The 25,785-nt window shown below is 37.0% G+C and carries 30 protein-coding genes and 1 pseudogene; 25 read left to right on the top strand and 6 right to left on the bottom strand.

The features are described from left to right. The first annotated feature begins 100 nt into the window (after positions 1-100). The 3 genes from HMPREF2917_RS08280 to glnA all read left to right on the top strand — a co-directional run bounded on the left by HMPREF2917_RS08280 (position 101) and on the right by glnA (position 2,453). Positions 101-634, top strand: coding sequence for an FUSC family protein (locus HMPREF2917_RS08280; protein WP_024055322.1), 534 nt, complete (start codon positions 101-103; stop codon positions 632-634). A gap of 67 nt (positions 635-701) precedes the next feature. Further along, on the top strand, positions 702-1,067 hold the full coding sequence (locus HMPREF2917_RS08275) for a MerR family transcriptional regulator (RefSeq protein ID WP_070590158.1): 366 nt from the start codon (positions 702-704) through the stop codon (positions 1,065-1,067). Positions 1,068-1,106: 39 nt separating this feature from the next. Beyond that, entirely contained in the window at positions 1,107-2,453 is a 1,347-nt protein-coding gene (gene glnA, locus HMPREF2917_RS08270; RefSeq protein WP_041818373.1) for a type I glutamate--ammonia ligase, read from the top strand. Positions 2,454-2,704: 251 nt separating this feature from the next. Here glnA and rnjA read toward each other — a convergent pair whose 3' ends face one another. Together rnjA and HMPREF2917_RS08260 are read right to left on the bottom strand one after the other, a co-directional pair. Next, on the bottom strand, positions 2,705-4,387 hold the full coding sequence (rnjA, locus tag HMPREF2917_RS08265; protein WP_003015245.1) for a ribonuclease J1: 1,683 nt from the start codon (positions 4,385-4,387) through the stop codon (positions 2,705-2,707). Positions 4,388-4,390: 3 nt separating this feature from the next. Continuing rightward, positions 4,391-4,621, bottom strand: a complete 231-nt coding sequence (locus HMPREF2917_RS08260) for a DNA-directed RNA polymerase subunit epsilon (protein WP_003008866.1) — start codon at positions 4,619-4,621, stop codon at positions 4,391-4,393. A 292-nt stretch (positions 4,622-4,913) separates the two neighbouring features. Here HMPREF2917_RS08260 and tsaB point away from each other — a divergent pair, with 292 nt between their 5' ends. The 9 genes and pseudogenes from tsaB (at position 4,914) to HMPREF2917_RS08215 (ending at position 11,335) form a co-directional block, all read left to right on the top strand. After that, on the top strand, positions 4,914-5,597 hold the full coding sequence (gene tsaB / locus HMPREF2917_RS08255; protein WP_049503911.1) for a tRNA (adenosine(37)-N6)-threonylcarbamoyltransferase complex dimerization subunit type 1 TsaB: 684 nt from the start codon (positions 4,914-4,916) through the stop codon (positions 5,595-5,597). After that, entirely contained in the window at positions 5,594-6,031 is a 438-nt protein-coding gene (gene rimI / locus HMPREF2917_RS08250; protein WP_049503909.1) for a ribosomal protein S18-alanine N-acetyltransferase, read from the top strand. Before tsaB ends, rimI begins: the two co-directional genes overlap by 4 nt. Further along, positions 6,021-7,031: a tRNA (adenosine(37)-N6)-threonylcarbamoyltransferase complex transferase subunit TsaD gene (gene tsaD / locus HMPREF2917_RS08245; RefSeq protein ID WP_014713962.1), complete on the top strand. Its 1,011-nt coding sequence runs from the start codon at positions 6,021-6,023 to the stop codon at positions 7,029-7,031. The genes rimI and tsaD overlap by 11 nt, the downstream gene beginning before the upstream one ends. A 154-nt stretch (positions 7,032-7,185) precedes the next feature. Beyond that, a complete protein-coding gene (locus HMPREF2917_RS08240) occupies positions 7,186-8,097 on the top strand; it encodes a hypothetical protein (protein ID WP_229040398.1) in 912 nt (303 codons plus the stop codon). Between the two features lie 94 nt (positions 8,098-8,191). Further along, positions 8,192-8,638, top strand: a pseudogene (locus tag HMPREF2917_RS08235) (hypothetical protein). A 228-nt stretch (positions 8,639-8,866) separates the two neighbouring features. Continuing rightward, positions 8,867-9,451, top strand: a complete 585-nt coding sequence (locus tag HMPREF2917_RS08230) for a hypothetical protein (protein ID WP_070590156.1) — start codon at positions 8,867-8,869, stop codon at positions 9,449-9,451. A 110-nt stretch (positions 9,452-9,561) separates the two neighbouring features. Then, positions 9,562-10,257, top strand: a complete 696-nt coding sequence (locus HMPREF2917_RS08225) for an AzlC family ABC transporter permease (protein ID WP_003003018.1) — start codon at positions 9,562-9,564, stop codon at positions 10,255-10,257. Next, complete coding sequence (locus HMPREF2917_RS08220; RefSeq protein WP_176745960.1) at positions 10,244-10,570, top strand: AzlD domain-containing protein; 327 nt, start codon at positions 10,244-10,246, stop codon at positions 10,568-10,570. Before HMPREF2917_RS08225 ends, HMPREF2917_RS08220 begins: the two co-directional genes overlap by 14 nt. Positions 10,571-10,672: 102 nt before the next feature. Then, complete coding sequence (locus HMPREF2917_RS08215) at positions 10,673-11,335, top strand: hypothetical protein (protein WP_070590153.1); 663 nt, start codon at positions 10,673-10,675, stop codon at positions 11,333-11,335. A 44-nt stretch (positions 11,336-11,379) separates the two neighbouring features. Here HMPREF2917_RS08215 and gla read toward each other — a convergent pair whose 3' ends face one another. Both gla and HMPREF2917_RS08205 read right to left on the bottom strand, forming a co-directional pair. Beyond that, the gene (gene gla, locus HMPREF2917_RS08210) at positions 11,380-12,252 is read right to left on the bottom strand and encodes an aquaglyceroporin Gla (protein ID WP_003003137.1); all 873 of its coding nucleotides are present in this window, start codon (positions 12,250-12,252) and stop codon (positions 11,380-11,382) included. Positions 12,253-12,373: 121 nt separating this feature from the next. Next, entirely contained in the window at positions 12,374-13,546 is a 1,173-nt protein-coding gene (locus HMPREF2917_RS08205; RefSeq protein WP_070590150.1) for an aminoacetone oxidase, read from the bottom strand. A 236-nt stretch (positions 13,547-13,782) separates the two neighbouring features. Between HMPREF2917_RS08205 and HMPREF2917_RS08200 the strand changes: the two genes are divergently transcribed. Continuing rightward, complete coding sequence (locus HMPREF2917_RS08200; RefSeq protein WP_070590147.1) at positions 13,783-14,163, top strand: CidA/LrgA family protein; 381 nt, start codon at positions 13,783-13,785, stop codon at positions 14,161-14,163. Continuing rightward, positions 14,156-14,851 (top strand): LrgB family protein, encoded by a 696-nt coding sequence (locus tag HMPREF2917_RS08195; protein ID WP_003008843.1) that lies wholly within the window; start codon positions 14,156-14,158, stop codon positions 14,849-14,851. The genes HMPREF2917_RS08200 and HMPREF2917_RS08195 overlap by 8 nt, the downstream gene beginning before the upstream one ends. A gap of 552 nt (positions 14,852-15,403) precedes the next feature. Here the strand turns inward: HMPREF2917_RS08195 and HMPREF2917_RS11885 are convergent. Then, entirely contained in the window at positions 15,404-15,568 is a 165-nt protein-coding gene (locus HMPREF2917_RS11885) for a MarR family transcriptional regulator (RefSeq protein ID WP_141751547.1), read from the bottom strand. A gap of 352 nt (positions 15,569-15,920) precedes the next feature. Between HMPREF2917_RS11885 and HMPREF2917_RS08190 the strand changes: the two genes are divergently transcribed. The 10 genes from HMPREF2917_RS08190 (at position 15,921) to HMPREF2917_RS08140 (ending at position 24,136) form a co-directional block, all read left to right on the top strand. Next, a complete protein-coding gene (locus HMPREF2917_RS08190) occupies positions 15,921-16,133 on the top strand; it encodes a helix-turn-helix domain-containing protein (protein WP_049489289.1) in 213 nt (70 codons plus the stop codon). Next, positions 16,130-16,828 carry a response regulator transcription factor gene (locus tag HMPREF2917_RS08185; RefSeq protein WP_065426928.1) on the top strand — a complete coding sequence of 233 codons (699 nt, stop codon included), beginning with the start codon at positions 16,130-16,132 and terminating at the stop codon, positions 16,826-16,828. The genes HMPREF2917_RS08190 and HMPREF2917_RS08185 overlap by 4 nt, the downstream gene beginning before the upstream one ends. After that, positions 16,821-17,906: a sensor histidine kinase gene (locus HMPREF2917_RS08180; RefSeq protein ID WP_070586693.1), complete on the top strand. Its 1,086-nt coding sequence runs from the start codon at positions 16,821-16,823 to the stop codon at positions 17,904-17,906. The genes HMPREF2917_RS08185 and HMPREF2917_RS08180 overlap by 8 nt, the downstream gene beginning before the upstream one ends. 278 nt (positions 17,907-18,184) lie before the next feature. After that, positions 18,185-18,568: a lactococcin 972 family bacteriocin gene (locus HMPREF2917_RS08175; protein WP_070586690.1), complete on the top strand. Its 384-nt coding sequence runs from the start codon at positions 18,185-18,187 to the stop codon at positions 18,566-18,568. Positions 18,569-18,674: 106 nt separating this feature from the next. Next, positions 18,675-20,843, top strand: coding sequence for a membrane protein (locus HMPREF2917_RS08170; RefSeq protein WP_049489287.1), 2,169 nt, complete (start codon positions 18,675-18,677; stop codon positions 20,841-20,843). After that, on the top strand, positions 20,844-21,518 hold the full coding sequence (locus HMPREF2917_RS08165) for an ATP-binding cassette domain-containing protein (protein ID WP_045613439.1): 675 nt from the start codon (positions 20,844-20,846) through the stop codon (positions 21,516-21,518). It abuts the gene before it with no gap. Then, positions 21,515-22,111, top strand: a complete 597-nt coding sequence (locus tag HMPREF2917_RS08160) for a hypothetical protein (protein WP_049489286.1) — start codon at positions 21,515-21,517, stop codon at positions 22,109-22,111. Before HMPREF2917_RS08165 ends, HMPREF2917_RS08160 begins: the two co-directional genes overlap by 4 nt. Positions 22,112-22,464: 353 nt before the next feature. Beyond that, positions 22,465-22,827 carry a hypothetical protein gene (locus tag HMPREF2917_RS08155; RefSeq protein ID WP_070590144.1) on the top strand — a complete coding sequence of 121 codons (363 nt, stop codon included), beginning with the start codon at positions 22,465-22,467 and terminating at the stop codon, positions 22,825-22,827. A 516-nt stretch (positions 22,828-23,343) separates the two neighbouring features. Then, the gene (locus HMPREF2917_RS08145) at positions 23,344-23,532 is read left to right on the top strand and encodes a hypothetical protein (protein WP_000171299.1); all 189 of its coding nucleotides are present in this window, start codon (positions 23,344-23,346) and stop codon (positions 23,530-23,532) included. Next, on the top strand, positions 23,525-24,136 hold the full coding sequence (locus tag HMPREF2917_RS08140; protein ID WP_070590141.1) for a Fic/DOC family protein: 612 nt from the start codon (positions 23,525-23,527) through the stop codon (positions 24,134-24,136). The genes HMPREF2917_RS08145 and HMPREF2917_RS08140 overlap by 8 nt, the downstream gene beginning before the upstream one ends. Positions 24,137-24,315: 179 nt before the next feature. Here the strand turns inward: HMPREF2917_RS08140 and HMPREF2917_RS08135 are convergent, their stop codons facing one another. Beyond that, positions 24,316-25,071, bottom strand: a complete 756-nt coding sequence (locus HMPREF2917_RS08135; RefSeq protein ID WP_070590139.1) for an SDR family NAD(P)-dependent oxidoreductase — start codon at positions 25,069-25,071, stop codon at positions 24,316-24,318. 254 nt (positions 25,072-25,325) lie between these two features. Here HMPREF2917_RS08135 and HMPREF2917_RS08130 point away from each other — a divergent pair, with 254 nt between their 5' ends. Continuing rightward, positions 25,326-25,688 (top strand): MerR family transcriptional regulator, encoded by a 363-nt coding sequence (locus tag HMPREF2917_RS08130; protein ID WP_024382774.1) that lies wholly within the window; start codon positions 25,326-25,328, stop codon positions 25,686-25,688. Positions 25,689-25,785 lie beyond the last annotated feature (97 nt).

Raw genomic sequence — 25,785 nt, 5'->3', positions numbered from 1 at the left:
TTACCGATTTCTGTCCCACTCTCTTTTTTCTTTCTATTGATAACTGTTCTCTCCTTTCTGAAAATATGGTAGAATAATAGAAATAGAAAGATAGGTGACCATGGATTACTTTAAACGACACAAATTTGATTGGTCCAAATTCCGTTTGGGGATGAGAACCTTTAAAACAGGGATTGCCGTTTTTATTGTACTACTTATTTTTGGAATATTTGGCTGGCGAGGCCTTCAGATCGGGACTTTGACAGCTGTTTTTAGTTTGAGGGAAGACTTTGATAAGAGTGTCCATTTCGGGGCTTCGCGTGTCATGGGCAACAGTATCGGAGGTTTTTATGCCGTATTGTTCTTCCTTTTAAAAACGCTCTTTCATGGGGCGTATTGGGTGACTCTGATTTTTGTACCCATTGCGACCATGTTAACCATTATGACAAATGTCGCTATGAATAATAAAGCAGGAATTATTGGAGGAGTTTCGGCAATGCTGATCATTACCCTCTCAATTCCAAACGGAGAAACCTTCTTGTATGTTTTTGCCCGAATATTTGAGACCTTTATTGGCGTTTTCGTTGCGATTTTGGTCAATTCGGATGTGGATCGCATTCGCGATTTTCTCAAGAAATACAAAAAACCTATGTAAGATTATGTAACATTTGATCTTGACATAGATTTTTTTTTCGATATAATAGAATAGAAAGAGGAATGGTATGAAGGAAAAGGAATTACGACGCTCGCTGGCAGTCTTTCCGATTGGAAGTGTTATGAAGCTGACTGACTTGACAGCTCGCCAGATTCGTTATTATGAAGATCAGGGTTTGATTTCTCCGGATCGTACAGAAGGCAATCGCCGCATGTATTCGTTGGATGATATGGACCGCCTGCTTGAGATCAAAGATTATATCTCAGACGGCTTAAATATTGCGGATATTAAGAAGAGATATGCGGAAAAAGAGCAAGAGCAAGAGCAAACCAAGGTTGTCAGTCAAGAAGAGATCCGTAAGGCTCTTCATCGTGACATTCTTCAGCAAAGTCGCTTCACATCTTCCCCATCGCCATATGGTCAATTTCGTTGATCATTTCATAAGCTTGTAATCTATTTTAAGGAGACAAAAATGTCAATTACTGCTGCAGATATTCGCCGTGAAGTAAAAGAAAAAAATGTTACTTTTATTCGCTTGATGTTCTCTGATATTTTGGGAACCATGAAGAACGTCGAAATTCCAGCTACCGATGAGCAACTGGACAAGGTTCTTTCAAACAAAGCCATGTTTGATGGTTCTTCTATCGAAGGATTTGTCCGTATCAACGAGTCAGATATGTATCTTTACCCAGATTTGGATACATGGACAGTCTTCCCTTGGGGAGATGAAAATGGTAGCGTAGCTGGCTTGATCTGTGATGTCTATACGACTGAAGGGAAACCATTTGCGGGCGACCCACGTGGCAACTTAAAACGTGCCCTTCGTCATATGGAAGAACTTGGATTCAAATCCTTTAACCTTGGTCCAGAACCAGAATTCTTCCTCTTCAAGTTGGACGAAAATGGAGATCCAACTCTTGAAGTAAACGACAAAGGTGGCTATTTTGACTTGGCTCCAACAGACCTTGCAGATAACACTCGTCGTGAAATCGTCAATGTCTTGACCAAGATGGGCTTTGAAGTAGAAGCCAGTCACCACGAAGTAGCCGTTGGTCAGCATGAAATCGACTTTAAGTATGACGAAGTTCTTCGCGCTTGTGACAAGATCCAAATCTTTAAACTCGTTGTGAAGACCATCGCCCGTAAACACGGCTTGTATGCAACCTTTATGGCCAAACCAAAATTTGGAATTGCCGGATCAGGTATGCACTGTAATATGTCTCTCTTTGACCAAGATGGCAACAATGCCTTCTTTGATCCAGAAGATCCAAAGGGCATGCAATTGTCAGAAACAGCTTATCACTTCTTGGGTGGCTTGATCAAGCATGCATATAACTTTACAGCGGTGACCAACCCAACCGTCAACTCTTATAAACGTTTGGTTCCTGGATATGAAGCACCTGTTTATATCGCTTGGGCAGGCCGCAACCGTTCCCCATTGGTACGTGTGCCAGCATCACGTGGTATGGGAACTCGTTTGGAATTACGCTCCGTAGACCCAATGGCCAATCCTTATGTAGCCTTGGCAGTCTTGCTTGAAGTCGGCCTTCATGGTATTGAAAATAAAATCGAAGCACCTGCTCCGATCGAAGAAAATATCTATGTGATGACACCGGAAGAACGTAGAGCAGCTGGAATCACAGATCTACCTTCTACCCTTCACAATGCCTTGAAAGCCTTGACAGAAGACGAAGTGGTGAAAGCTGCCTTGGGTGAACACATCTACACCAGCTTCCTTGAAGCCAAACGAATCGAATGGGCAAGCTATGCGACCTTCGTATCCCAATGGGAAGTAGACAACTATTTAGATCTTTATTAAGAAACAAGAGTAAAGAGGCTAGGACAAAAGTCCTAGCCTCTCAATTATTTTTGGATTGTAGAGCAAGACGCAGTGGTTGAGTGGGCTCTAATACGCTGATTTCATCAGCTTTTACAGCCCTACTCAACTGTGAGGAGGTGGGACGACGAAATCGAATTCTAACGAATTACCGATTTCTGTCCCACTCTCTTTTTGATCCTCAAAAAGTCATCATAAAACCAGTTGAAACAGTGGTCTCAACTGGTTGTTTTTTAATTTTCGTCATCTGGTGTGAGAATCATTGGGATAATGATAGGTTCACGTTCCGTGCTCTCGTATAAGAATGGGCGAAGGGCATTGACAATTGCACCATTGACGGTTTGGATATTGGCATCTTTGTTCTTCAAGGCGATGCGAATTGCATTGAAGAGGATGCGTTGGCTTTCACGGATCAGATCTCCTGATTCACGCATGTAGATAAAACCACGGCTCAAGATGTCTGGTCCAGCCAAGATCATCTTCGATTTGAAGTCAACAGTCGCAACAGCAAGCACGACACCGTCTTCGGAAAGGTCTCTCCGGTCACGAAGGACAGCAGCCCCGATTTCACCGATGCGGTTTCCATCGACATAGATATCTTGAGCATTGAAGCTTCCTGCGATACGAGCAGAGTTGGCTGTTAGAGCGAGGACATCACCATTACTCATGATGAAGATATTGTCTTTTTCCACTCCGCAATCACGCGCAAGTCCTGCGTGGATCTTCTGCATCCGGTATTCACCATGGACAGGCATGAAATATTTTGGTTTGATCAAGCGGAGCATAAGTTTTTGTTCTTGTTGCCCCCCGTGTCCAGAAGTATGGATATTGTTGATCTTCCCGTGGATGACATCGACACCCGCTTCGGAAATCGTATTGATCAATTTATTCACACTGGTTGTATTTCCAGGAATCGGACTAGAAGAGAAGATCACGGTATCTCCTGGTTGGAGTTGCACTTGGCGGTGCGTTCCGTTGGCAATCCGAGAGAGGGCTGCCATTGGCTCTCCTTGGCTTCCTGTACACATGATCAGGATTTCATTAGCTGCATAGTCTTTGATCTCATTTGGCTCGATAATGGTTCCAGCAGGGACCTTGATGTAGCCAAGCTCGATTCCATTGACGATGGCTTTTTCCATCGAGCGTCCAAAGACGACGATCTTACGACCGGTCTTAACAGCGGCCTCAGCAGCTTGTTGGAGACGGAAGATATTCGAAGCAAAGGAGGCAAAAATGATGCGCCCATGGATGCCTTCGATGATCTTCATGATGGATTGGCCAACCACTTTTTCAGAGTTAGTAAAGGTTGGGATTTCCGCGTTGGTTGAGTCTGAAAGCAGACAGAGAACGCCTTCTTCCCCAAGGGCCGCCATACGATGGAGGTCAGCCGGTTCTCCAACAGGTGTGAAGTCAAATTTGAAGTCTCCGGTACAGACAATCTTTCCTTGAGGGGTGTGAATCACAATCCCTAACGGTTCTGGAATCGAGTGAGTCGTACGGAAGAAGGTTGCTTTAAGATTTTTAAATTGAAGCTCAGTGTTTTGGTTGATTTCGTAGAGTTTGGCATCACGAAGAAGACCGTGCTCTTCTAATTTTCCACGGATTAAGGCAAGCGCCAAAGGTCCAGCGTAGATAGGGACATTGGCTTGCTTCAAAAGGAAAGGAATCCCACCGATGTGGTCTTCGTGTCCGTGGGTAATGAGGACCGCTTTGACGCGATCGATATTGTCAACGATATAAGAGTAATCTGGGATTACATAGTCGATCCCAAGGAGGTCATCTTCTGGAAATTTGATCCCGGCATCGACAATGATGATTTCATCTTGGTATTCGATCCCGTAGGTATTTTTTCCGATTTCTCCAAGTCCACCAATAGCAAATACACCAACTTCTTCAGGTTTTAAGGTATAAGCCATGGATTAGTACTCCGTTAGTTCAAAAGCACCTGACTCTTTCTCGTAAGCAAGGTGTTGCTCAGAAAGTGGTGTGATAAATTCAATGTTGAAATCTGTGTTTGCTTCAACCAATTGACGAGCTTGGATGCGTCCTTCGCGTTCATTTGGTGCATCAATATCGAGATAAAGTGCATGCGTGGTTTCACGACGAGGGTTGCGGTCTTTTGTTTCCTGATAAAAAACTTTGTAAATCATGAAGTAATTTTCCTTTCATTATTTCGGTCTATTTGTTAGCTACGAAGGAGTGCAATCACTAGAGTTTCCTACTCGCAACTAGTGGACCTGATTCGATACAATTAATTATCATTATATCATAAATTTGCCTGTAAGTAAAAGATAGACTGGAAAAGTCAGAGAGGCAAAGGGCTATAATAGAGAAGCTTTTGAGCGGTTTTGGATATGAAAATCCTGCGCTCTAAGGGAGAGTTTCGCTGGGATTTGAAGGGAATTTGTAGTATAATATAATCCAGTTCAAGAGGAGTAGGAAATGAAATTATTAGCATTTGATACCTCGAGTAAGGCTCTTTCTGTAGCGATTTTAGAAGATGAGACTCTACTTGCAGAAACAACATTAACCATTAAAAAGAATCATAGTATTACCTTGATGCCGGTCATCGATTTTTTGATGCAACAAATTGACTTGACACCCAAGGACTTGGATCGCATTGTGGTGGCAGAAGGTCCTGGGAGCTACACTGGACTGCGCATTGCGGTCGCAACCGCAAAGACCTTGGCTCATACTTTAGGGATTGAATTGGTCGGGGTTTCGAGCCTCTTAGCCCTAGTGCCAGATGATCTAGAAGGTTTGGTAGTGCCTGTCATGGATGCCCGTCGGAACAACGTTTATGCAGGTTTTTACCAAAATGATCAGCTGGTCACACCAGAAGGGCATTTTCCATTTGAGGAAGTCCTAGAGCGTGCAGCGACGAGTGAGCAGGTCACCTTTGTCGGAGAAGTCACGGCCTTTAAGGAGCAGATTACCTCTAACCTGCCAAGGGCTACTTACTATGAAACCTTGCCAGATGCAGTGAAAATCGGACGTCTCGGTCTCAAACAAGCGCCTGCTGGCCTCCATGATTTTGTCCCTCATTATCTCAAACGGGTCGAAGCAGAGGAAAATTGGCTCAAAGACCACACGGAAACAACGACCTCTTACATCAAGCGCCTATGATGGAAGGAACAATCAGGAAAGGGAGTAGCCGGGATGCAGCCGCTATTCTCGCTGTGCTGGAAGATGTCTATGAAGCAAGTCCCTGGAAGTTGGAGCAGATTGAAGCTGATTTAGAGCAGGAATCGACCTCCTATTTCCTAGCTGTGGATGAGGGGCAAGTCCTTGGATTTGTCGCCATTCAAGAGTCTCTCTATGAAGCAGAGGTCTTACAGATTGCGGTCAAGCGCGTCTTTCAAGGCCAAGGCCTAGCTCAGCAGTTACTCGCGCAGTTGCCGGACCAAAAAGAGATTTTCTTAGAAGTGCGCGTGTCCAATCAACCGGCCCAAAGCCTATACAAAAAAATGCATTTTGAAGAAATTGCACGGAGGAAAAACTACTATCACGATCCCATAGAGGATGCTGTGATCATGAAGAGGAACCCAAATGAAAGATAGATATATTTTGGCTTTTGAGACATCTTGCGATGAGACCAGCGTGGCTGTCTTGAAAAATGACGACCAACTCTTGTCCAATGTCATTGCCAGTCAAATCGAAAGTCACAAGCGTTTTGGTGGGGTGGTACCTGAGGTAGCCTCTCGTCACCATGTGGAAGTCATCACCGCTTGTATTGAAGAAGCCTTAGAAGAAGCCGGCATTACAGAAGCCGATGTCACAGCTGTGGCTGTCACCTACGGTCCAGGTCTGGTTGGGGCTCTCTTGGTCGGCTTAGCTGCAGCCAAGGCCTTTGCTTGGGCGCATGGACTCCCTTTGATTCCTGTCAATCATATGGCAGGACACTTGATGGCTGCTCAAAGCGTGGAGCCCTTAGAGTTTCCGCTTTTGGCCTTGCTGGTGAGTGGAGGACATACCGAGCTAGTCTACGTCAGTGAAGCGGGTGATTATAAGATCGTCGGAGAGACCCGTGATGATGCTGTCGGAGAAGCTTATGACAAGGTTGGGCGCGTGATGGGCTTGACCTATCCAGCAGGACGTGAAATTGATCAGCTGGCCCACCAAGGGGATGATATCTATGATTTCCCACGGGCCATGATCAAGGAAGACAATCTGGAATTCTCCTTTTCAGGACTCAAATCGGCCTTTATCAATCTGCACCATAACGCACAGCAAAAAGGTGAAAGTCTCTCCAATGCAGACTTGTCAGCGAGTTTCCAAGCAGCCGTATTAGACATTCTCATGGCCAAGACCAAGAAGGCTTTGGAGAAATATCCAGTCAAGACTCTAGTCGTCGCTGGTGGGGTCGCAGCCAACCAAGGTCTCCGTGAACGTCTGGCTTCTGAGATCACAGATGTTAAGGTCATCATTCCGCCTCTGCGTCTCTGCGGGGATAATGCAGGGATGATTGCCTATGCCAGTGTTAGTGAATGGAACAAAGAAAACTTTGCAGGCTGGGACCTCAATGCCAAACCAAGCCTGGCCTTTGAAGGAATTGAATAAGAAAAAGGAGCCAATTGGATGTGCAAGGTCCAATGGCTTTTTTGCTGGGATCTCACCAACTAGTAGCGGATTTGCGAGTCGAAAGAAAATTCGGTATGATAGAGAGAATAAAAGATTGGTGGAACAAGTATAGTTCTATAAAAAGTAGGTGGAGATGTTGAAAAAATTTTTAAGTTTGAAACTGGTTTTCCTAGCAATCATTGTAGTTGGTTTAGTACTCTATTTTAAACCTTCAGAGACTAAAAAAAATTCTGTTGAAAAAAGACCTAGCTCAACCAAAGTCATCCATGAAGGGAATCTCAAGGATGTTCAGCTATTTGGTGAGAAAAATCAATTTGTTTTGAGTAAGGATCTGACCTTGGTTGATGGGAAGTATCTGGTTGGTTTTGACTATGTAAAAACCGATGACAGAATAAAATGGGAGTATATCGGATTCCGATATTACGATATTGACAATCAATTTAAAGAAACAACCGTAAATGTTTTAGATGAGATTCGAAAGACAGCACCAAAAGCCTTTATTTATGATTATCAAATAAATGTTAATAGTGGAGTAAGTGTTGTAGATCTAATCTATTTTGATTCTCGTAGTGCAATGGAACGTAGTATTGGAAATGGGAAAAATATTTATTACAAGTTGGATGAACAGAAATACTATAGCAAGTATGCCATCTCAGAGGGCAGTGCAGTTAAGGAAAAAATTATAGACTATACAAATTTAATGGAATTAATCGATAAAAATACCGGTTTTGAACTTCAATCAGGATTTAAATTTCAGAAACAGGCTAAGAATGTAAAGACAGATATCAATTTATTTGCAATTTATCCGGAATTCAAAGAGAAAATGTTGAGTGGCGAGTACGAGATTTATCCTAGATTACAGTTATTAAGTAGTAAGGAATGGTTTGATACTCTTCTTCATTGGTTTGCACCTAAAGGACAGGACACCTTACCTGGTGTAAAAATTGAAGCTCGGTACTCAATAGATGGTCAAGAACATGAAATACGTTCTTATGATGAGTTTAAACAATACTACAATGGAAAAGGTGGTGAATTGAGTGAGTAAAGCCTTATCTGGAAGATTGGGAGAAGAAAGCTGGATTTGATCAGGTTGGTACCGTCTAGGATGCTATGTTGAAAGCATGTAGGAAGTAAATAGGATGTTAGAATATAAAGAAACAAGTATTTTCTGTCACCAACTGGTAGAGTACAATGGCAAAAAATTTCTGTTAGATGCTAATACAATGAAGCCTAAGCTCTATTATTGGGGGTTGCCAACGGAAGTTATCACTGTTGAGATGATGGGAGTAGATAAAAAGTTGAAATTCCAGGCACGCCCATCAATAAAATAAATGGGGGGACAGCAGCCTATCATAGTCCAGCCATTTGTTGGAGCGGTTTATAGTCTCTTAAAAAATCGATTCAGTGAGTATGCCATTAGTCAGCAAATTTTTCTAAAGATAGTCTTATTTGTGGTTGCCATGCTTATATCTTTTGTGCTCTTTCGATTTTCTATAGAAAAGGCTCGTAAAAAGGTTAAGAATCTATTTCCTACAGCTAGGAAGAGATACAGGGTGACTTTCAAGCCGATACCAGAAAGAAAGTAAATTTTTGATGCCCATCTATTAAATGTTGTCTTACTGGCCTGTTTAGCTATGTATTTATTTAATAATAATGGTCAAGAAGGGATCTTTTTAGTGATAGGCGGTATTCTTATGGCTTTTCTATTGACCTTCGAATTTGGTAAAGTTCCAGTTCTTTTAGGAGCGAAAACAGGGAATTTAAGGCTTGATAGTGTAGAAGAGATAGTCATCGAAAAAAGTAACTAGAATGAAATGGATAAGAATAAAGGAGTAGAAATCATGAACAAAACGATCATTTTGTTCATAGCGCTTCTATCATTAACAGCATGCGCCCAGTCTCGACAGGAATCAAAAGATTCTTCGCCGAGTAAAACGGAGCAGACTTCAAAAGAGTCCTCGACTGTTAAAAATGAAAAAGGCTTGCAGTTTGTGGTGGGACTACAGTATGAAGGAAAAGAATCAAACTTAATTGAACTAGGGAAGAAATTAACCAAGGAACATCCAGAACTTGGAAATCAAGGAAGCCTATCGATCAACTATACGGGCGCAACTTTCTCATCCAATCAACAAGAATATGCTGTTTTTCTATTGATTAACAAAGCTGGATTTCAAATTGATAAGGATTTTGAGTTTTCATTGAGTTGGAAATATGATGGGCAATTCATTTATCAACATCAACGGATTGGCTATAAAATTAGTGACAGTGGAGTATTGCCGGATCAATCTGCTACGATTTTGATCCTGCCAATATCTAGCAAGCAAAAACAAATTGTTGAGACCATGACACAAGAAGAAAAGATGTCATTAGAGATGTCGGATTTAAAAGTGAATCAGTAGGGGAAAGATAGGAGTATAATGAGGGGTTATCCTTTCTATACCAGATCTCCTTTTTCAACCTTTTTTCTTGTGTTATAATAGAAGTCAATGATCCAGAAAGGAGTGAGAGAGTGGAAAAAGATTTTTGGCAGGGGGTGAGGGACGCGCTACCGACGGCTTTGGGCTATATCAGTATTGGCCTGGCTTGTGGTGTGGTGGCGTCTCCCTATCTTTCTCCTTTGGAGATGGCCTTGATGAGTGTATTGGTCTATGCCGGGGCGGCCCAGTTTGCGATGATCTCTCTGATTGCGGCCCATTCTTCGATATTGAATATGGCCTTGACGGTGTGTTTGATCAATCTCCGTAATATGTTGATGAGTCTGCATACGTCGTCTGACTTTAAGGATGCTAGTCTCGCTCATACCATCGGGATTGGAAGCCTCCTGACCGATGAGAGTTATGGGGTCTACTTGAGTGAGAAGTTAAAGACGGATACCATTACAGTTCCTTGGATGCATGGGAACAATCTAGTAGGCTATGTGGCCTGGATCAGTGCGACGGTTATCGGAACAGCTCTAGGATCTCTCCTACCTGATCCAAAGGCTTTTGGGCTTGATTTTGCTTTGGTGGCTATGTTTATTGGGATTTTTGCAGCCCAGTTTCAAGGAATGCAACTGACAGAAAAGACCAAGACCATGCTCATGGTGCTGTTAGCAGTAGCAGTGAGTTTCTTTCTCTTACTCTTTTTTGTTTCGCAACCGCTAGCTGTGCTAGCTGCGACCTTGATCGGCTGTTTTGTGGGGGTGGTCTGTGATGCGCGTGAATAGTTATATCTTCATGGCCATTCTGGCCTCAGCCCTCGTTACCTGGATTCCTCGGATCTTGCCCTTCCTCTTAGTCAAATACAAGGGACTGCCGGCTCCTGTAACCCGCTTTCTCAAATACCTGCCCATTTCCATTATCTTTGCCTTGGTTTTATCAAGCTTAGTAGATGGGAAAATTGGAAGCCCCCCGCAGCTCCACTGGTTGGACCTAGTGGTGACCATTCCCAGTCTCTTTGTAGCCTTTCGTTACAAAAACCTTATGGGAACCGTCTTGTTTGGAATTGTCTTGATCGCCCTATTACGATTGGTGTTTTAAATGTAAAAATATGTTACAAAAAAATTACAATTGTTACAAAAAAACTTGATTTTTGTAACAATTGGAGTATAATGGGAGTCAGAAAGATAAAGAGGTGATCTTATGAAAAAATCAATCTTCCGTTGGAGTGCCGCTGTTCTGGTGGCTGCGTCACTTGGTCTAGCTCTCGGTGGTTGTGGTGCAAAGGATAAAAAGACAGCTACCTCATCCGCAAAAGCATCTACCAGCAAGGTAGAGAAAAAAGCCAAAAGTAATAGCAAAAAGAGTGCAGCATCTTCCTCTCAGGCAAACGATACAGCTAGCTCTTCGACTCAAGCAAGTAGCGCGACAACTTCAAAAGACTCTGGTAAGACCGAGAATGCGTCTACTACGACGCAAGCTACTGTCCCTGCAGAATTGGTGGGAACTTGGGTAGGATCTAGCCCACAAGCGGATGCGATTAAAATGACAGTGGATGCCAATGGAGATGTGACAACAGTGGTTAGCTTCAAAAATGATAGCGAACCGACTCGTACAGCGACCTATACGGCTAGAGCTGTCAAAGCAACTGGAAATATCTACTATTGGGATGCTGAAGGTCTTGATGGAGCTGATGCCTTGCTTCCTGGGATCACAGGTCTAGGTGTCGCTGACTTCCGACTCGAACCTGGTTTTATCTTGGAAGAAGGACACTATACACCGATTGTTTTCACAACGGCCACCAATACAGAATTTGACTATACCAAATACAATGATTTCCGTTTTTCATTAACCAAAGAACAATAAAAAGACGAACTCGATGGAAAATCGAGTTCGTTTTTTTAGATAGATTAACGAAGATAGATAACTTTGAACAATAATACAGCTAAGATAGCAGCAAGAATTGGGGCTACAACTGGTACCCAAGCATACCACCATTTAGAATCCCCTTTGTGTTCTCCCAAGATAGACTTTGGAAGGAAGGCATGGACCAAACGAGGACCAAAGTCACGTGCAGGGTTCAAACCAGGTCCAGTAGGACCTCCAAGTGACGTAACAAGAGCCATAACAAGGAAACCAAGAGCCAAGTGAGCAATTCCTAAACCTGAAGCGTGTGCTTGTGATAAAGCCAATTTTGCTGCTGATGTGGTAGCATCAAAGACGCCTCCTTGTTCAGCAGCAGCTTTTTGAGCAAGACCTGCAACTTCTGCACCAAAGAAATGTTTCGTCAAGCCGAGGGCACCAAAGAAAAGGACGAATGATCCGGCAAACTCGTTGATGAAGCCATTAATTGTAGCAGCCTTGCGTGATTCAGGAGTTCCTTTATCCAAACTAGAAATCGTTGAAAATGTTCCTAAGATGTTGTTAGGATTTTCAGTTTGGATGTAGTATGGACGGTGAGTCGCAACGACAACCAATTGTCCAAACATAGCTCCAAGAAGTTGAGCAACGATGTATGGTAAAACATTTGCCCAAGGGAAGAGTCCGCTAACTGCAAGTCCAAGGGTAAAAGCTGGGTTAATGTGATTTCCTGAAACATTACCGAACATCAAGGCTGGAATCATTACTCCCATCCCATATCCGATCGCAATGACAAGCCAACCGCTTTGATGACCTTTTGTTCCTTTTAATTCGACGTTTGCAACTGCACCATTTCCGAGGATAAGTAGCAAAGCCGTTCCAATAAACTCTGAAAAGAGTTTAACACTAAAATCAAAATCCATGATTCTAATAATCTCCTTTATAAATTTTATACCAATCCATTCTATCAAGTAAATACTAACTTGTAAAGAATTTTTAAAAATTTTATTTCAATAGATGAAGAATAAAGTTAGTGAATTCCTATCAGTAATGAGGGCTCCCTGCTACCCAACCGGTGCAGAGGGCGGATGTGATATTAAAACCGCCTGTATGGGCATTGATATCGAGGACTTCTCCTGCAAAGTGGAGTCCAGGAACGAGCTTACTTTCTAGGGTTTTAGGATTGATTTCTTTGAGGCTGACACCACCCTTGGTGACAAAGGACTTGGCTAGTGACATCTTCCCAGTGACGGGGATGGGCAGCTCTTTGATCTTTTGAATGAGCTCTTCTGTCTGAGGAGGAGTGAGTTGCTTGGCTTTTTCAGGGAATCCTTGCGCCAAGAAATCAGCTAACCGTTCAGGAAGCAGGGTTTTGAGGCTATTTTTAATGGTCTTTTCTCGATGCTCTTCTAGAAAGTCTTTTAACTCTTGAGAAGAGGTTGTCGGAAGGAGGTCCAGTGATAAGATTTCCCCGCCTTTAACAAAGCTGGACATCCGAAGGGCTGCAGGGCCAGAAAGTCCAAAATGGGTAAAGAGCAGGTCGTGTGTGATGATGTGTTTGCCGTAGCTGAGGGTCACATCTGTCAGAGAGATCCCTTGGAGGGCCTTGTGTGGAAAATCTGTCAAAAGAGGACTTTCTGCCGCTTCGAGATCCGTAATGCTATGTTTGAAGTGGCGGGCAATTTCGTGTCCGTAGCCGGTAGAGCCGGTAGAAGGGTAGGATTTGCCTCCGGTTGTGACGATCAGCTTATCAGCTGTCCAAGTGTTTTCAGATGATTTGACGATGAAGATGTCTTCTGGCTTGGTGACAGAGACCACTTCACAGTTGGTGGCAATACTAGCACCTAGCTCAAGGATCTTATTCTCTAAAGCTTGAATAATGGTGCGAGATTGATCACTAGCAGGAAAGACCCGGCCATGGTCTTCGACTTTTAGCTTGACGCCATTATCGGTGAAAAATTGGATGATATCATGATTATCAAATTGGGAAAACACACTGTAAAGGAAGCGCCCATTTCCAGGGATACCGGCCATCAAATCGTCTAAGGTTCCGTTGTTCGTGACATTACAGCGACCTCCTCCGGTACCAGCAAGTTTCTTACCGAGCCTTTTATTTTTTTCGATCAGTAGTGTAGGTTGGCCATAAGAGGCGCTGGCAATGGTCGCCATCATACCTGCTGGGCCACCACCGATGACAATGGTGTGAAAATGAGTCATGTAGATCCTTTCATGGTAACTTAACCGTTTTTGGTTTCATTGTATCATAAAATGGATGTCATGAATCAAAATAGTAGCTTCAATTTTTGGTAATTTGTTTTATTTTTTTAGAAAAAAGCTTGCAAATTTTCTGAAAAGGAGTAAACTGATAGGGATAAATGGATGTTTACTTCTAAGTAAGCAGAAGCGAGGATACGAATCCTTATTGGAAATGATCCATAAAAAGGGAGATGAAGATGAAATTATATGTACAACTGACGATTATATTCACGATTTCATTAATTGGTGAAATCATTTCGGATGGGTTGCACTTACCAATTCCTGGAAGTATGATCGGGCTGTTGATCCTATTTTTATTATTACAGTTTAAGTTACTACGCATGCGCCACGTCAATATGGTAGGAAATTTTTTATTAGCAAACATGACGATTCTGTTTCTTCCCCCTGCTGTCGGTATTATGGATAAGTTTCATGTGATTGCACCTTATCTGTTTCCGATTATTTTGATTCTAGTTGGAGCCTTGGTCATCAATGTGGCTTTAATTGCAATCGTGGTTAGTTTTATAAAAAATCGTTTTGAAGGTGATTATCCAGAAGGGGGACGCAAGCATGGCTAATTTTGCGAGTAATCCTTTATTTGGGATTGTCTTATCTATTTGGGCTTATTTGATTGGGATGTTAATTTTCCGCAGATATCCCCATCCAATAACAACGCCACTTTTAGTGGCTACAGTAATCGTTATCTTATTCTTAATGATTACAGGAATTTCTTATAAAGATTACTATGTCGGTGGTTCCCTTTTAAATCAGTTGATTGGACCATCGACAGTCGCCTTGGGGATTCCTCTCTATAAAAGTTTCCATTTGATGAAGCATCATGCACGGAGTATTTTGATCGGCTCAACAGTAGCGGTTATTGTGAATACGATTTTTACAGCCTTGATCGCGAAAGCATTTGGAATGAAGTACTTTCTAGCCATTTCGCTCTTTCCAAAATCGGTTACGACTGCAATGGCAGTTGGGATTACTGAAAAAATGCAAGGAATTACGACCATCACTCTTGTGGTAGTTGTAGCAACTGGATTATTAACAAGTGTCTTGGGTCCAACGATATTGAAACTGTTAAAAATAAAAGATCCAGTAGCTATTGGTTTAGCCCTTGGAGGAACTGGACATGCAGTAGGAACAGGGACAGCGTTTAAGTATGGTCATGTGGCCGGTGCTATGGCAGGATTGGCAATAGGGATCACAGGAATTTTGTATGTATTCATTAGTCCAATTGTGGCTTCGATGATTTTATCCTAATACATTTTATTATTTTCTGAGAGAGGCTCAAGAAGGGTCTCTTTCATTTTGTAGTGAAAGCTTAAAAATCAATCTAGAGTGAAAGAAGCTTTTCATGATTACTATCCAAAGCTTTTCCAAGTGTCTAAAAAATGGTATAATGAACTGTAAATTTCAGAAGTTGGAAGGAATGTCATTACTATGATGAATATGCAAGACTTAATTTAAGATTCTTTAGGTCTTGATATCATTAGAAATCTTGATTTTAAAGGCTTTAGAGTTCAAAAAAAATAACGATATTCAATAATATTACATTATATTGGACAGTAAATGGACAGTGACAGAGTGTTTGAAGGAGAACAAAAGAGGCTTAAATGCCTCTTTTTTATATGTTTGTGGACTAGAAGTAGATAGAATATATAGATAATATGTAACAGTTATACAAGCTATGTATTTTTTAAATGATATCACTTTGATAAATAAATAATCTAGTAGCCTCTAAAAAGACACTAATATATAGGGTGTTATTTGGTATTTTAAATTGACTAGGCTTTTATTCGAACTTGCTTGGAATTACTTATTTTCGGTTGATAGTAGCATAAATGATTTTTCTGTTAATCCAATCAATTTTTTTCTCAAATCAGATTGGTCGAATTTCCGAAGTATCCATCTTTCTTTTTCCATCGATTTTAATAGTTTCGTGACTGTTGGATTGGATAGATCTAAAAAATGCTCGATATTGGAATTCTGTCAATATTTTGGACACATTTTGTGAGGAAAATTTGAAGGCTAGCGCCCTTTGGTTGTTGGTGCACTTCTACGAGATCATAAAATGAATTTTATAATCACGTAGATTGATGTATTGAATATATTTATCAAATACAGTAGATATGTTAATTTTATCAGAAGAGATGGTTCAGACTAAATGGATACTAATCATATAATATTTACTATTTAATTATCAAAATGAATATATGACGGTATAATTAAAATTTCAGAACAAAATTAATCCTCAAATAAAAATTGAGTGTACCCAATGGTTATGGTATAATACACATAAAAATTATATCTAAAGAAAAGAGGAAACGGCATAGCATTAAATTATAAACCCTTGTGGATACAACTCGCCAAAAAGGGATTAAAGAAAACAGAAGTTATTGTTATTACACAGATTACAACTAATGTCATGGCACAGATGGGAAAAAATAAGCCAATCACATTTAAAAATTTGGCAAAAATATGTAATGCATTGGAATGTACTCCAAATGATGTATGTAGTTTTAAGGAGGGTGGAAATGAATGACTGAAATGAAAATAATGCTTGTAGAAGATGATACTAACTTAGCAGAGCTTATAAGGATGTATTTAATATCAGAGAATTGGGAAATCAGCATTTTTCATACTGGAAAAGAGGCGTTAGAGGAATTTGAAAAAAATAAATATGACTTGATATTATTGGATATTTTACTTCCTGATATAAATGGATTTGAAATATGCAAAAAGATAAGAGAAACGTCCACTATGCCAATCATTATGCTTACTGCCTTAGAAGATCCTATTCATAGAGTGCAAGGATTGAATATAGGTGCAGATGACTATATCGTAAAACCGTTTGAACCATCTGAATTGATTGCGAGAATTAATTCTCATTTTAGAAGAAATTATGTATTTACAAAAAATATTGTAAATACAATTAATTGTGATAGAGAAGTTAATAATTTAAAGATTAGCATTAAAACACATAAAGTTTACTATGGTAATATAGAGATTGAACTAACACCAAAAGAATTTGATATTTTGTGGTTGCTTATGGAAGAACCTGGTAAAGTGTATAATATGGATGATATACACTATAAAATATGGGGTGATAAGGTGCTAGAAAATGAAGTTAATCCAGTTATGGTTCATGTAAGAAGAATTAGAAGTAAGTTTGAAAAGATTGGGTTAAAATCAGTCATATTAACTGTTTGGGGAGTGGGGTATAAAATCAATGGGTAAGAAAAACCGTTTTTTTGTGGAAGGTATTATTTATCAAATACTATGGATATTTTTAAGTACAATCCTATTTTTCATTATTTACAAAATAATGGATAATTCTTTTGTTGACAGTGTAGATCCAGAATTGCCATTAGATAAATTTGCTTCCTTTTATTTTGAAATAGGTAAATATATAATACTTTTACTAGGGGCTGTTGCTATATTGATAGGGACATTTATAATACAGGAAAAAAGGTTTTATGTATATAATCAATATTTTGAGTCTGGACTGAATTATCTTAAAAGTGAAGATAAAGATTTAATACCATTTCATGAGTCATTATCAAAGGAACGAGATTTGTTTATAGAACTTCATAATTACAATAAAGAACTTGAAAAGGAGTATGAACTGGTATATAAAGAAAAAACAGATCTGCTAACGTATTTAGCTCATGATATAAAAACTCCTCTTGCGAATATGATAGGTTATATAACACTATTAAAAGACGAAAAAAATCTTTCTGAAGAACAAAAAAATAAGTTTGTTGATGTTATATATGAGAACATAAAATATTTAAATCGTTTAAGTGAAGATTTTTTTTCATATTTAAAATTCAATTTAAATGAAATTCCACTAAATTTAACGGATGTAGATATAAAAATTTTTTTTAGCCAGTGGGAAGAAGAAAAAAGTTTATCTATAAAAGATCATCTTTTAATTTTGGAGTTTTTAAATTTGGAAAACAGTAAGATTAAAACGGAACCACAACTTTTACTTAGAATAATGGAGAATCTGATTACAAATGCAGTTAATTATTCTGTGAAAGGAACAAGCATAAATATAAAGGTTGAGGAAATTAATGGAATGTTAAAAATAAGTGTTATAAACGATGTTTCTCCAAATTTAAATGTGAATTGGAATATGGTTACTTCAAAGTTTTATAGGGGAAATTTATCAAGACGAATAAGCAATAATGGATCGGGACTTGGACTTACAATTGTAAGTGACATTGTAAAACACTTGGGTGGAAATTTTGAAATTGGAGAGGAGAATAAAAGAGTTTGTGCTAAAGTAATACTTCCATATATATTAAATTAAATCGCAAAGAAAACGCAAGAATTATTTAAAGATACCGTTAAGTATAAAGCAAAGAGCTATTCTATAATATAAATAAGGATAGCTCTTTTATATTTGAATGGAATTATTAATTTGAATCATCATCTGTGATTATAAATATATAAAATGGAGGTGGAGTTTTATGAATTATAATAATTCTCATAGGTATAGGAACGGAGATTGAGTAGAGTTTTTGAAAACTTTATTCGGAAGAAAAATTTTACAAAAAGTTTAAGTATTTGAGAGAGGAGAATTTTATCATGAAAAAATCATTGTCATTAGTATTATTAACAGGTTTTATGTTAGTATCATTCGTACCAGCATTTGCAGCAGAAAAAACAAACTTACCATATGTTGAAGGTCTTGGTTATGAGGTGGAAGTATTTGAAGAAGATTATACTCTGCCAAGGTTGTTCAGTTATGATAGCGGATGGAAAAGTTTTTTAGGTGGAAAATGGAGACATGGTGTAGGTAGTGTCTATGTTTGGTCTAAATACGATCACAATAATAAAACACATAAAACTACAGTACAAGGCGCTGGTGGTCAATTCTCTTATTCGGGTTGGACAAGAGCTGGAAGTAGAGCAGAAGCTTCTTGGGAAAAAGCTTCAAGTGGTAATAGAGCTTGGGCTGATGTTAAATAACAATAAATAAAAATAGTTGAACGAGTTTGAGCGGTGCCACGTTGTTATTTTAGTATTGTGGCATTACTCATACTCGTTATTTTTATAAAGTTGGAGATGATGCAGAATGAAAAAAACAGTGGGTATACTGGCAATTTTACTAATTATAGTGATTGGTATAGGAAAGTTTTTCTATTCAGACGGTATGTTTTTAAATATATTCTTAAAAGAGTTTAATACTACTGTAAACATTGTAACAAAGCCAGAAATAGCTGATAAAACAATAATTGAATTGCAGAAAATCGCCAATAAAAATGATTTAAGCTTCATAAAGGAAGAATATATTCCTAAGAATAGTAGATTTGATAAACAGAAAATAAAGATTTACATTCATCTAAATGATTCTGAATGGTTCAAGAAATCTTTTAGAGATATATCTATTGCTGATAGCAAAGACAAATTGAATGATTTTGAGAATGTAAAATCAATGAGTTTACTCACGTCAAAAGATATAAGCTTAATTCCTTTTGAAAACGTCAGCAAGGAAAAAGTTAATGGGGATTATCATGTAAGAGGTACGGAAGTAAATATTAATAAGTTTATTGAAGAAATAAATCAAAATGAAAAATTAAAAACAGAGGTCGTGGTTAATCCGGATTATACTGTTTCTAGTGAATTCACACAGAAACAAGCATATCTATATATGCTTACGGTTTTTATTATATTTGTAGCTACTGTCTTTTGTCTAATTATTTATAATGGGATGCTTTCAAAGGAATTATCGATATCAATTTTACTAGGATACGACAAATTAACTTTAGCTATTTCTAAGGTTTTAAATATTCTTGCAATACCAGCAATAGTGGGACTTGTACTGACGATTGGAATTATAGAATATTTAGTTGCTCCTAGTGATATTTTAGGATTTATGATATCAATGAAAACAATACTTATTTTAGTTGCTTTTATAATAGGGGGGCTAATATCAATAGAGTTTATATTGATTTATCTCAAATTAAAAGGAATTAATGTTATTACCTTATTGAAAGGTTATAGAAGAAGTTATCATAGAAGTTCTTTTCTTATAAAAACAGGGTCGATTGTTATGGTTCTTTATTTAGCAATTGTAAGTATTTTAGGACTCGCTGATTACTCGAGTATGAAACAATACATTCCAACTTGGGAAAGCTCAAAATATTATGCAAATATGGCTTGTGCATGGTCTTGGAGTTATGAAAAAGATGATGATAAGTTCCATGAGATTGTTATTCCAAAGATGAATAATTTATGGAATAGTTTGGACGATAGTGGAGCAATATTATTTAATGCCCCAAACGTTAGAAAAGAGGGAATGAATGATGATGAGGAGTATCTAAATCAACAACCGTTTCAAGGCAATTATGCCTATGTAAATAAAAATTATTTACATATTGCTAATCTCTTAGATAAAGATACGAATAAAATAGAACAATATAAAATACATGAAAATGAGTGGATTGTTTTTGTTCCAGAAGATGTTAAAATTACTGAATTTGACAAAGAAAAAATTCATGAAGATCATATTTTTCAAAATATAAAAAAACAAGGTACAATTACAGAAACATATGTAAGGCTGAAAGATAATCAAAGTGTATTTTCTTTTGATAGTGGCAAAAGAATTGATGAAGCAAACTTGAAAAATTATGTTTTGGTAGCAGTAAATGGGAAAGAATTACTCCCAGATTATGGAATCAAACTATCATCTTTAGTAAATGGGCAGCTACATCCATATGTCAAAGAGCCTAGTAGAGGATACGAGAGTTTGAAGGACATAATTGAAGAAACAGAATCTGAGCCGTTTATACTCTATATCAGCTCAGTCTACGATGATATAGTTTCAAGAATAGACGAATATAAGATGGAGGCAAGTATATATGTTATTGGTCTTGTCTTATCTATTGTTATTTTAGCAACGTTATTAAAAATAGATAAAGAAACATATTTTTATAATCATGGACAACGAATAGATGTTTCTAGGTTGTTGGGATATGGATTTTTTGATATACATCATAAGAAAATTATTGAAAATATCGTTGGTTATATCATAAGTATTATTATTTTATTTATGGTTATTATGGTAACAGGAGTAATAAGTGATGTTGGACTGTTTATACCAAGAGATGGTTGGAGTATGTCTAAACTTTTGATTAGTTTAATAATAGGTATTTGTGGAAGCCTTATATGTTTTGGCATAGAAATTTTACAACTAAAGAAAAGTGAAAGAAGCATTGTACTTAGGTTAAAGGAGGGGTATTAAATGCAAAAAGAAAAGGAATTGCAAATAACCTTAAGAAATGTCTCTAAGAAATATGGGGAACACAGTATTTTGGAAAATATTAGTTTGGATATTTATAAAGGAGATTTTGTTTGTATCTTTGGGAAAAGTGGAGGAGGAAAAACAACACTTTTGAATATAATTGGGACATTAGAAAATTATGATAGTGGTAGTGTAACCTGTTTTTCAAATCGAGATCCTATAAAAGATCCTAAAGTAGGAGAGCTATTACGCAGAGAAAAAATTGCTTATTTATTTCAAAATTTTGCTTTGGTGGAAAAAATGACGGTTGAGGAAAATATGATGCTTGCTGCCAAATACAATCAAGAAAAAAATAAGAAAAATCTTATAGAAGCTGCCTTGAATAAAATGGGCATTTCAGACAAATTAAAATCGAAGGTTTATGAACTTTCAGGTGGAGAACAGCAAAGGGTAGCCCTTGCAAGAAATATGATAAAACCGTTTGAAATTATGTTGGCGGATGAACCGACAGGTTCTCTTGATTATGAGAATAAAAAAATTGTAATCGATACACTTATTAGATTAAATGATGAAGGTAAGACGATCGTAGTTGTAAGTCATGATAAGGACTTTGAAAAAGTAGCACATAAGAATTATATTATTGAAAAGTCAGCTATAAGGGAGGTGTTAAGATGAAAAGGAAGATTGCTTTATTAGTACCGGTTATAGCACTGTGCATTTGTGGTTTATTCTTTTACATGAACAGAAATAGTGATGATATTGATGTTGCATTTACAGTAAAAAATGAAACAAAAGAAAAAATAGATACAGTGGGTATTGCGATGGGGAAAAAATGTATTTTGAATAGAACAAATGGAGAAAAATTTTATTTTCCAAAAGATCTAGTCAAAGAAAAACAAGACAAAGCTATTGTTTTTGTAGTATCTAAAGATGGAATCATAGCAAAGTCAGGGGAAATAGATTTAAAAGAAAATAAAGAAGTAAGCATAAGGGAAATTAAAGAAGGAGAAATATCATTGGATATAGCTGCTCAAAAAACAGATATAAAAATTAGTATTCCTAGATTAGATGCTTGGAAAGTTAGTACAGATGAAAAATTTATCAAGGGTTCTTATGAAGCAAATACTGATTCGCAATATACATTATATTTATTAGGAAAAGGAGGAAAATTAGGTATTTCCAGTACAGAAATGAAAGGAATACGTGTTATTGCAAGTTGGGAAAAACCGAAAGATAAAATAGATAGTTGGCTTATATTTAATGATTAAAAACACAATATTTGTAATAAAAGTTGTAAAATAATAATTTATTGTTAGGGGAGGATTTTATACTGACCCCAAAAAGATAGACAAATAGGCTATCCAAAGGATTTAGTTCTGTATTTCACATGACTAAATCCTTTTAGTTTTACCTGGACAACAAGTGAACTATAAACGGGTATTTAGATTTATTAAAAATAACCAAATTTGTATCAATTTCATTTTTGAATTCATCAGATTTCCCGAAAGTTATTATTTGCTATTATAATAGACATTTCTTCATTTTTCCGTTATAACAGACACTGACATACTCTTGTAATATTATTTTGGTATAATTAAAATTATAGAAGGAGGCACAGATTATGAGAAAATTAATAGGTATATTACTACTTTCATTATCAATAATTACGTTAATTGCTTGCTCTAAAAACAACTACCAATCTTTAGATGGTGAGTATTATTGGATCTCAAGTGAAAGAAACGAGTTAGCGTTTACTATTAAAGGAAATAATGCTTCCATTGAGCATGGAGAAGCCGACGGCTTTACCATTAACAAACAAAAGAATACGATCGAATTAACTGGACAAAATATTGCAAGTCGAACAGAAGAATATTCATTTAAAGATGGGGTCTTTTCTGTTGATATTAGTGGAGTTAAGCATGACTACTATCTTAAAGGTAGCGAAGCGTATAAAAAGGCTCTAAAACAATATGGATATAAATAACATCATTCACACCTATTTTACCGAATAGGTGTTTTTTTGTGCTGAATAGATTACTTCAAAAAATTTTTAAGCTTATTCTTAACCGAATAGTTTATATTTTATGCAAATTAGTTTAATCAAAGAGATTGGATTATATTTTATTATACAATGGAGTCATGAATAATTTAAAAGAAGCGAATATTAGAAAAGTCATTTGGCATATTAGACGTCACCTAAACGAACTATTAAACTCACAGGATGAAAAATATAGGAAACATGAAATGTTTCACCTAAGATCTAGTATTGAATGTTTAGAACGTGTAATGAACAACGAAAAACCCTATCCACCTATGGATAGGGAAGAAGTGTTTTAAAAGTCATTGTATCTATTATATTATAAAATTTAGTATTAAAAAAAAGTATGTTTTTTAAATGATAAAAATAGATACGACCATCCCAGATAGGTTCTCTATCCCTTTAGGTAAAAATACCGATTTTATGGTATAATAAAGATAACGTTATACAAGGAAGTGTGCCATGACTCTTGATGTAAATAAAGAAGAATTAACAATTTTAGGGATTCCCTTTGATAACTTTTCAGATTTCGATACCGTCTGGTATGCTATTGGGTCATCAATGATTGAAAATTATGAACCTACTGTTCAAGATGTGATTGATTTAAAAACTTATGTTATCAACAAACGAAAGGAATTGAATATTGGTTAAAAATCAATACGAAGGCTATGAGTACATTGACCCCAATCACCAATATACCTATCCAAATTCTACAGTCTTAATCAACAAACAAAATATTACAAATATTGAAGAAGCCTACCGGAATGAGCATTTATTCGTTACTAGAAGGCTTGCAGACTTGCGCTTGAAAACCATAGAAGTCTACTCCATTAGTGATATTTTAGCCATTCATAAATATTTATTTCAAGATGTCTATGCTTGGGCGGGACAATTTCGCAAGGTGAATATCTCAAAAAATGGGAATCCTTTTATGTCAATACAATCTTTCAGTACAGCCCAAGCATATATAAACCGCATTATTCATACCTACTATCAAACTGCTAATTCAAAAGATGAGATTATTAAACAATTAGCAAAAATTCTTGATAATCTTAATTATTTCCATCCCTTTCGAGAAGGGAATGGACGAACTCAACGAGAAGTCATTCGTTCCTTAGCATTATCAAAAGGATACTCTGCACAAATACGCGTGGAACAAGATGATGAAGTTTACAATCTTTATATGGATGGGACAGTCTATGGAGATTTAGGAAAGTTAGAAGAACTACTTGGTAAAATACTGGAAAAATTGTAAATTAGTCTACAAAAATACTTCTATATTTTTAAATATCCTAAATATCACAGAAAATTATAACTTACTCAAAACTTAAAGACAAAAAGCTTCTGAAATCTAACGTTTCAGAAGCTTTCTTCTTATCATAAAACGACTGCAACTATTAATCGATACCACATTATCTATATTTATTAAAATAATTAATGTTTAAGTAGTGGTCCGCTAAGATGAAATTCAAAATTTGTAACATCAACTAAACCAACAACTTTGTCACTTTGATATAATTCCATCAAAAATTGTGCCATCTCTTCACTTGTGTGATATTTAGCAAAATGCTTATCATAATCATATTCTTTAGAATCTGTAGCAACTTGACCGAATTCCGTTTTTGTGGCAGCTGGAGCTAAAACCTTAGCTTTTAATTGATGTTGATTTGCCTCTAGTTCCAATGCCAAGCCTTCTGTAAAAGCACTGACATAAAATTTACTTGCACAGTATGTAACTGCATTTGGAACCATCATGTATCCGCCTCTAGATGATAAGTTAATCAATTGAGCGCCTTTACAATCTTTATAATCTCTCACATATAGAGTTGATAGAATTGTTAAAGCTTCAATGTTTAGATGGATTAATGTTATTATCTTTTCTAAATCTTGAGATTCAACCTTATCATAATTTCCAAAACCAGCATTATTTATTAGAGTAGTAATGTGATATTTTTTCAAGCTTTCATAAAGAGCAAAAACATTACTGGACTTCGATAAATCAACAACTTTAATAACAACATCTAAATCCGGATAATGGTTCAAAATCTCTTGCTTCAATTTTTCTAGTCGTTCTTGACGCCGAGCAATTAAAATAAGATTCGTTCCTAATTTTGCAAATTGTCTTGCAGTCTCCGCTCCTATACCAGCACTGGCTCCAGTAATACAAGTATAATTCTTCGTTTGTTCCATACTATTTTCTCCTTTACAGATTGCTATTTGCATTTTTTATAAGAGTCGCTGCTCCCATTCCGCCACCTACACAGAGAAGCGATTCCATAATTTCCTTTGTTTTCAATCAACTCATAAATTAGAGTACTTTATATCAAATTCCTTTGATGCTATGTATTTTACATAGTAAAGTGCACTTTATGTCAAGAGAAAACTGAAAATTTTTCGATTTTTTTAAAATTATGTTAAAATATTAAAAAAAAGGGGGAAATATTATGGCTCACTATTCTATTGGAGAATTTGCTAAAAAAACTGGACTTTCTATTCCCACACTTCGATACTATGAGCAAGAAAAATTGATTTACTCACATAGAGAAGAAAATAATCGTAGATACTATGATGACTCTGATATAGCGTGGACTCAATTCATTATTAGATTAAAAAAGACGGGAATGTCTATTAAAAATATGCAAGAATACGCTGACCTAAGATATAAAGGAGACTCCACAATTCCTCAACGACTTAGACTACTATTTTTTCAACTTGATGAACTTCATAAGCAACAAACTGAAATTAACCAACATATTGATTTTCTTGAAAAGAAAATTAAAACTTATTTAGGTATTAATCCTAATTAGCACCATTATTATTTTCTTTATCCAAAAAAGAGATTGAAGACAAAGCCCTTAGAACCCAAGCTTCTAAAGGCTTTTCTTTGTGTAAAGTCATATAATA

The organism is Streptococcus sp. HMSC061E03, from assembly GCF_001813505.1.
Lineage (GTDB): Bacteria > Bacillota > Bacilli > Lactobacillales > Streptococcaceae > Streptococcus.
This window is presented reverse-complemented; position numbering and strand designations above follow the sequence as displayed.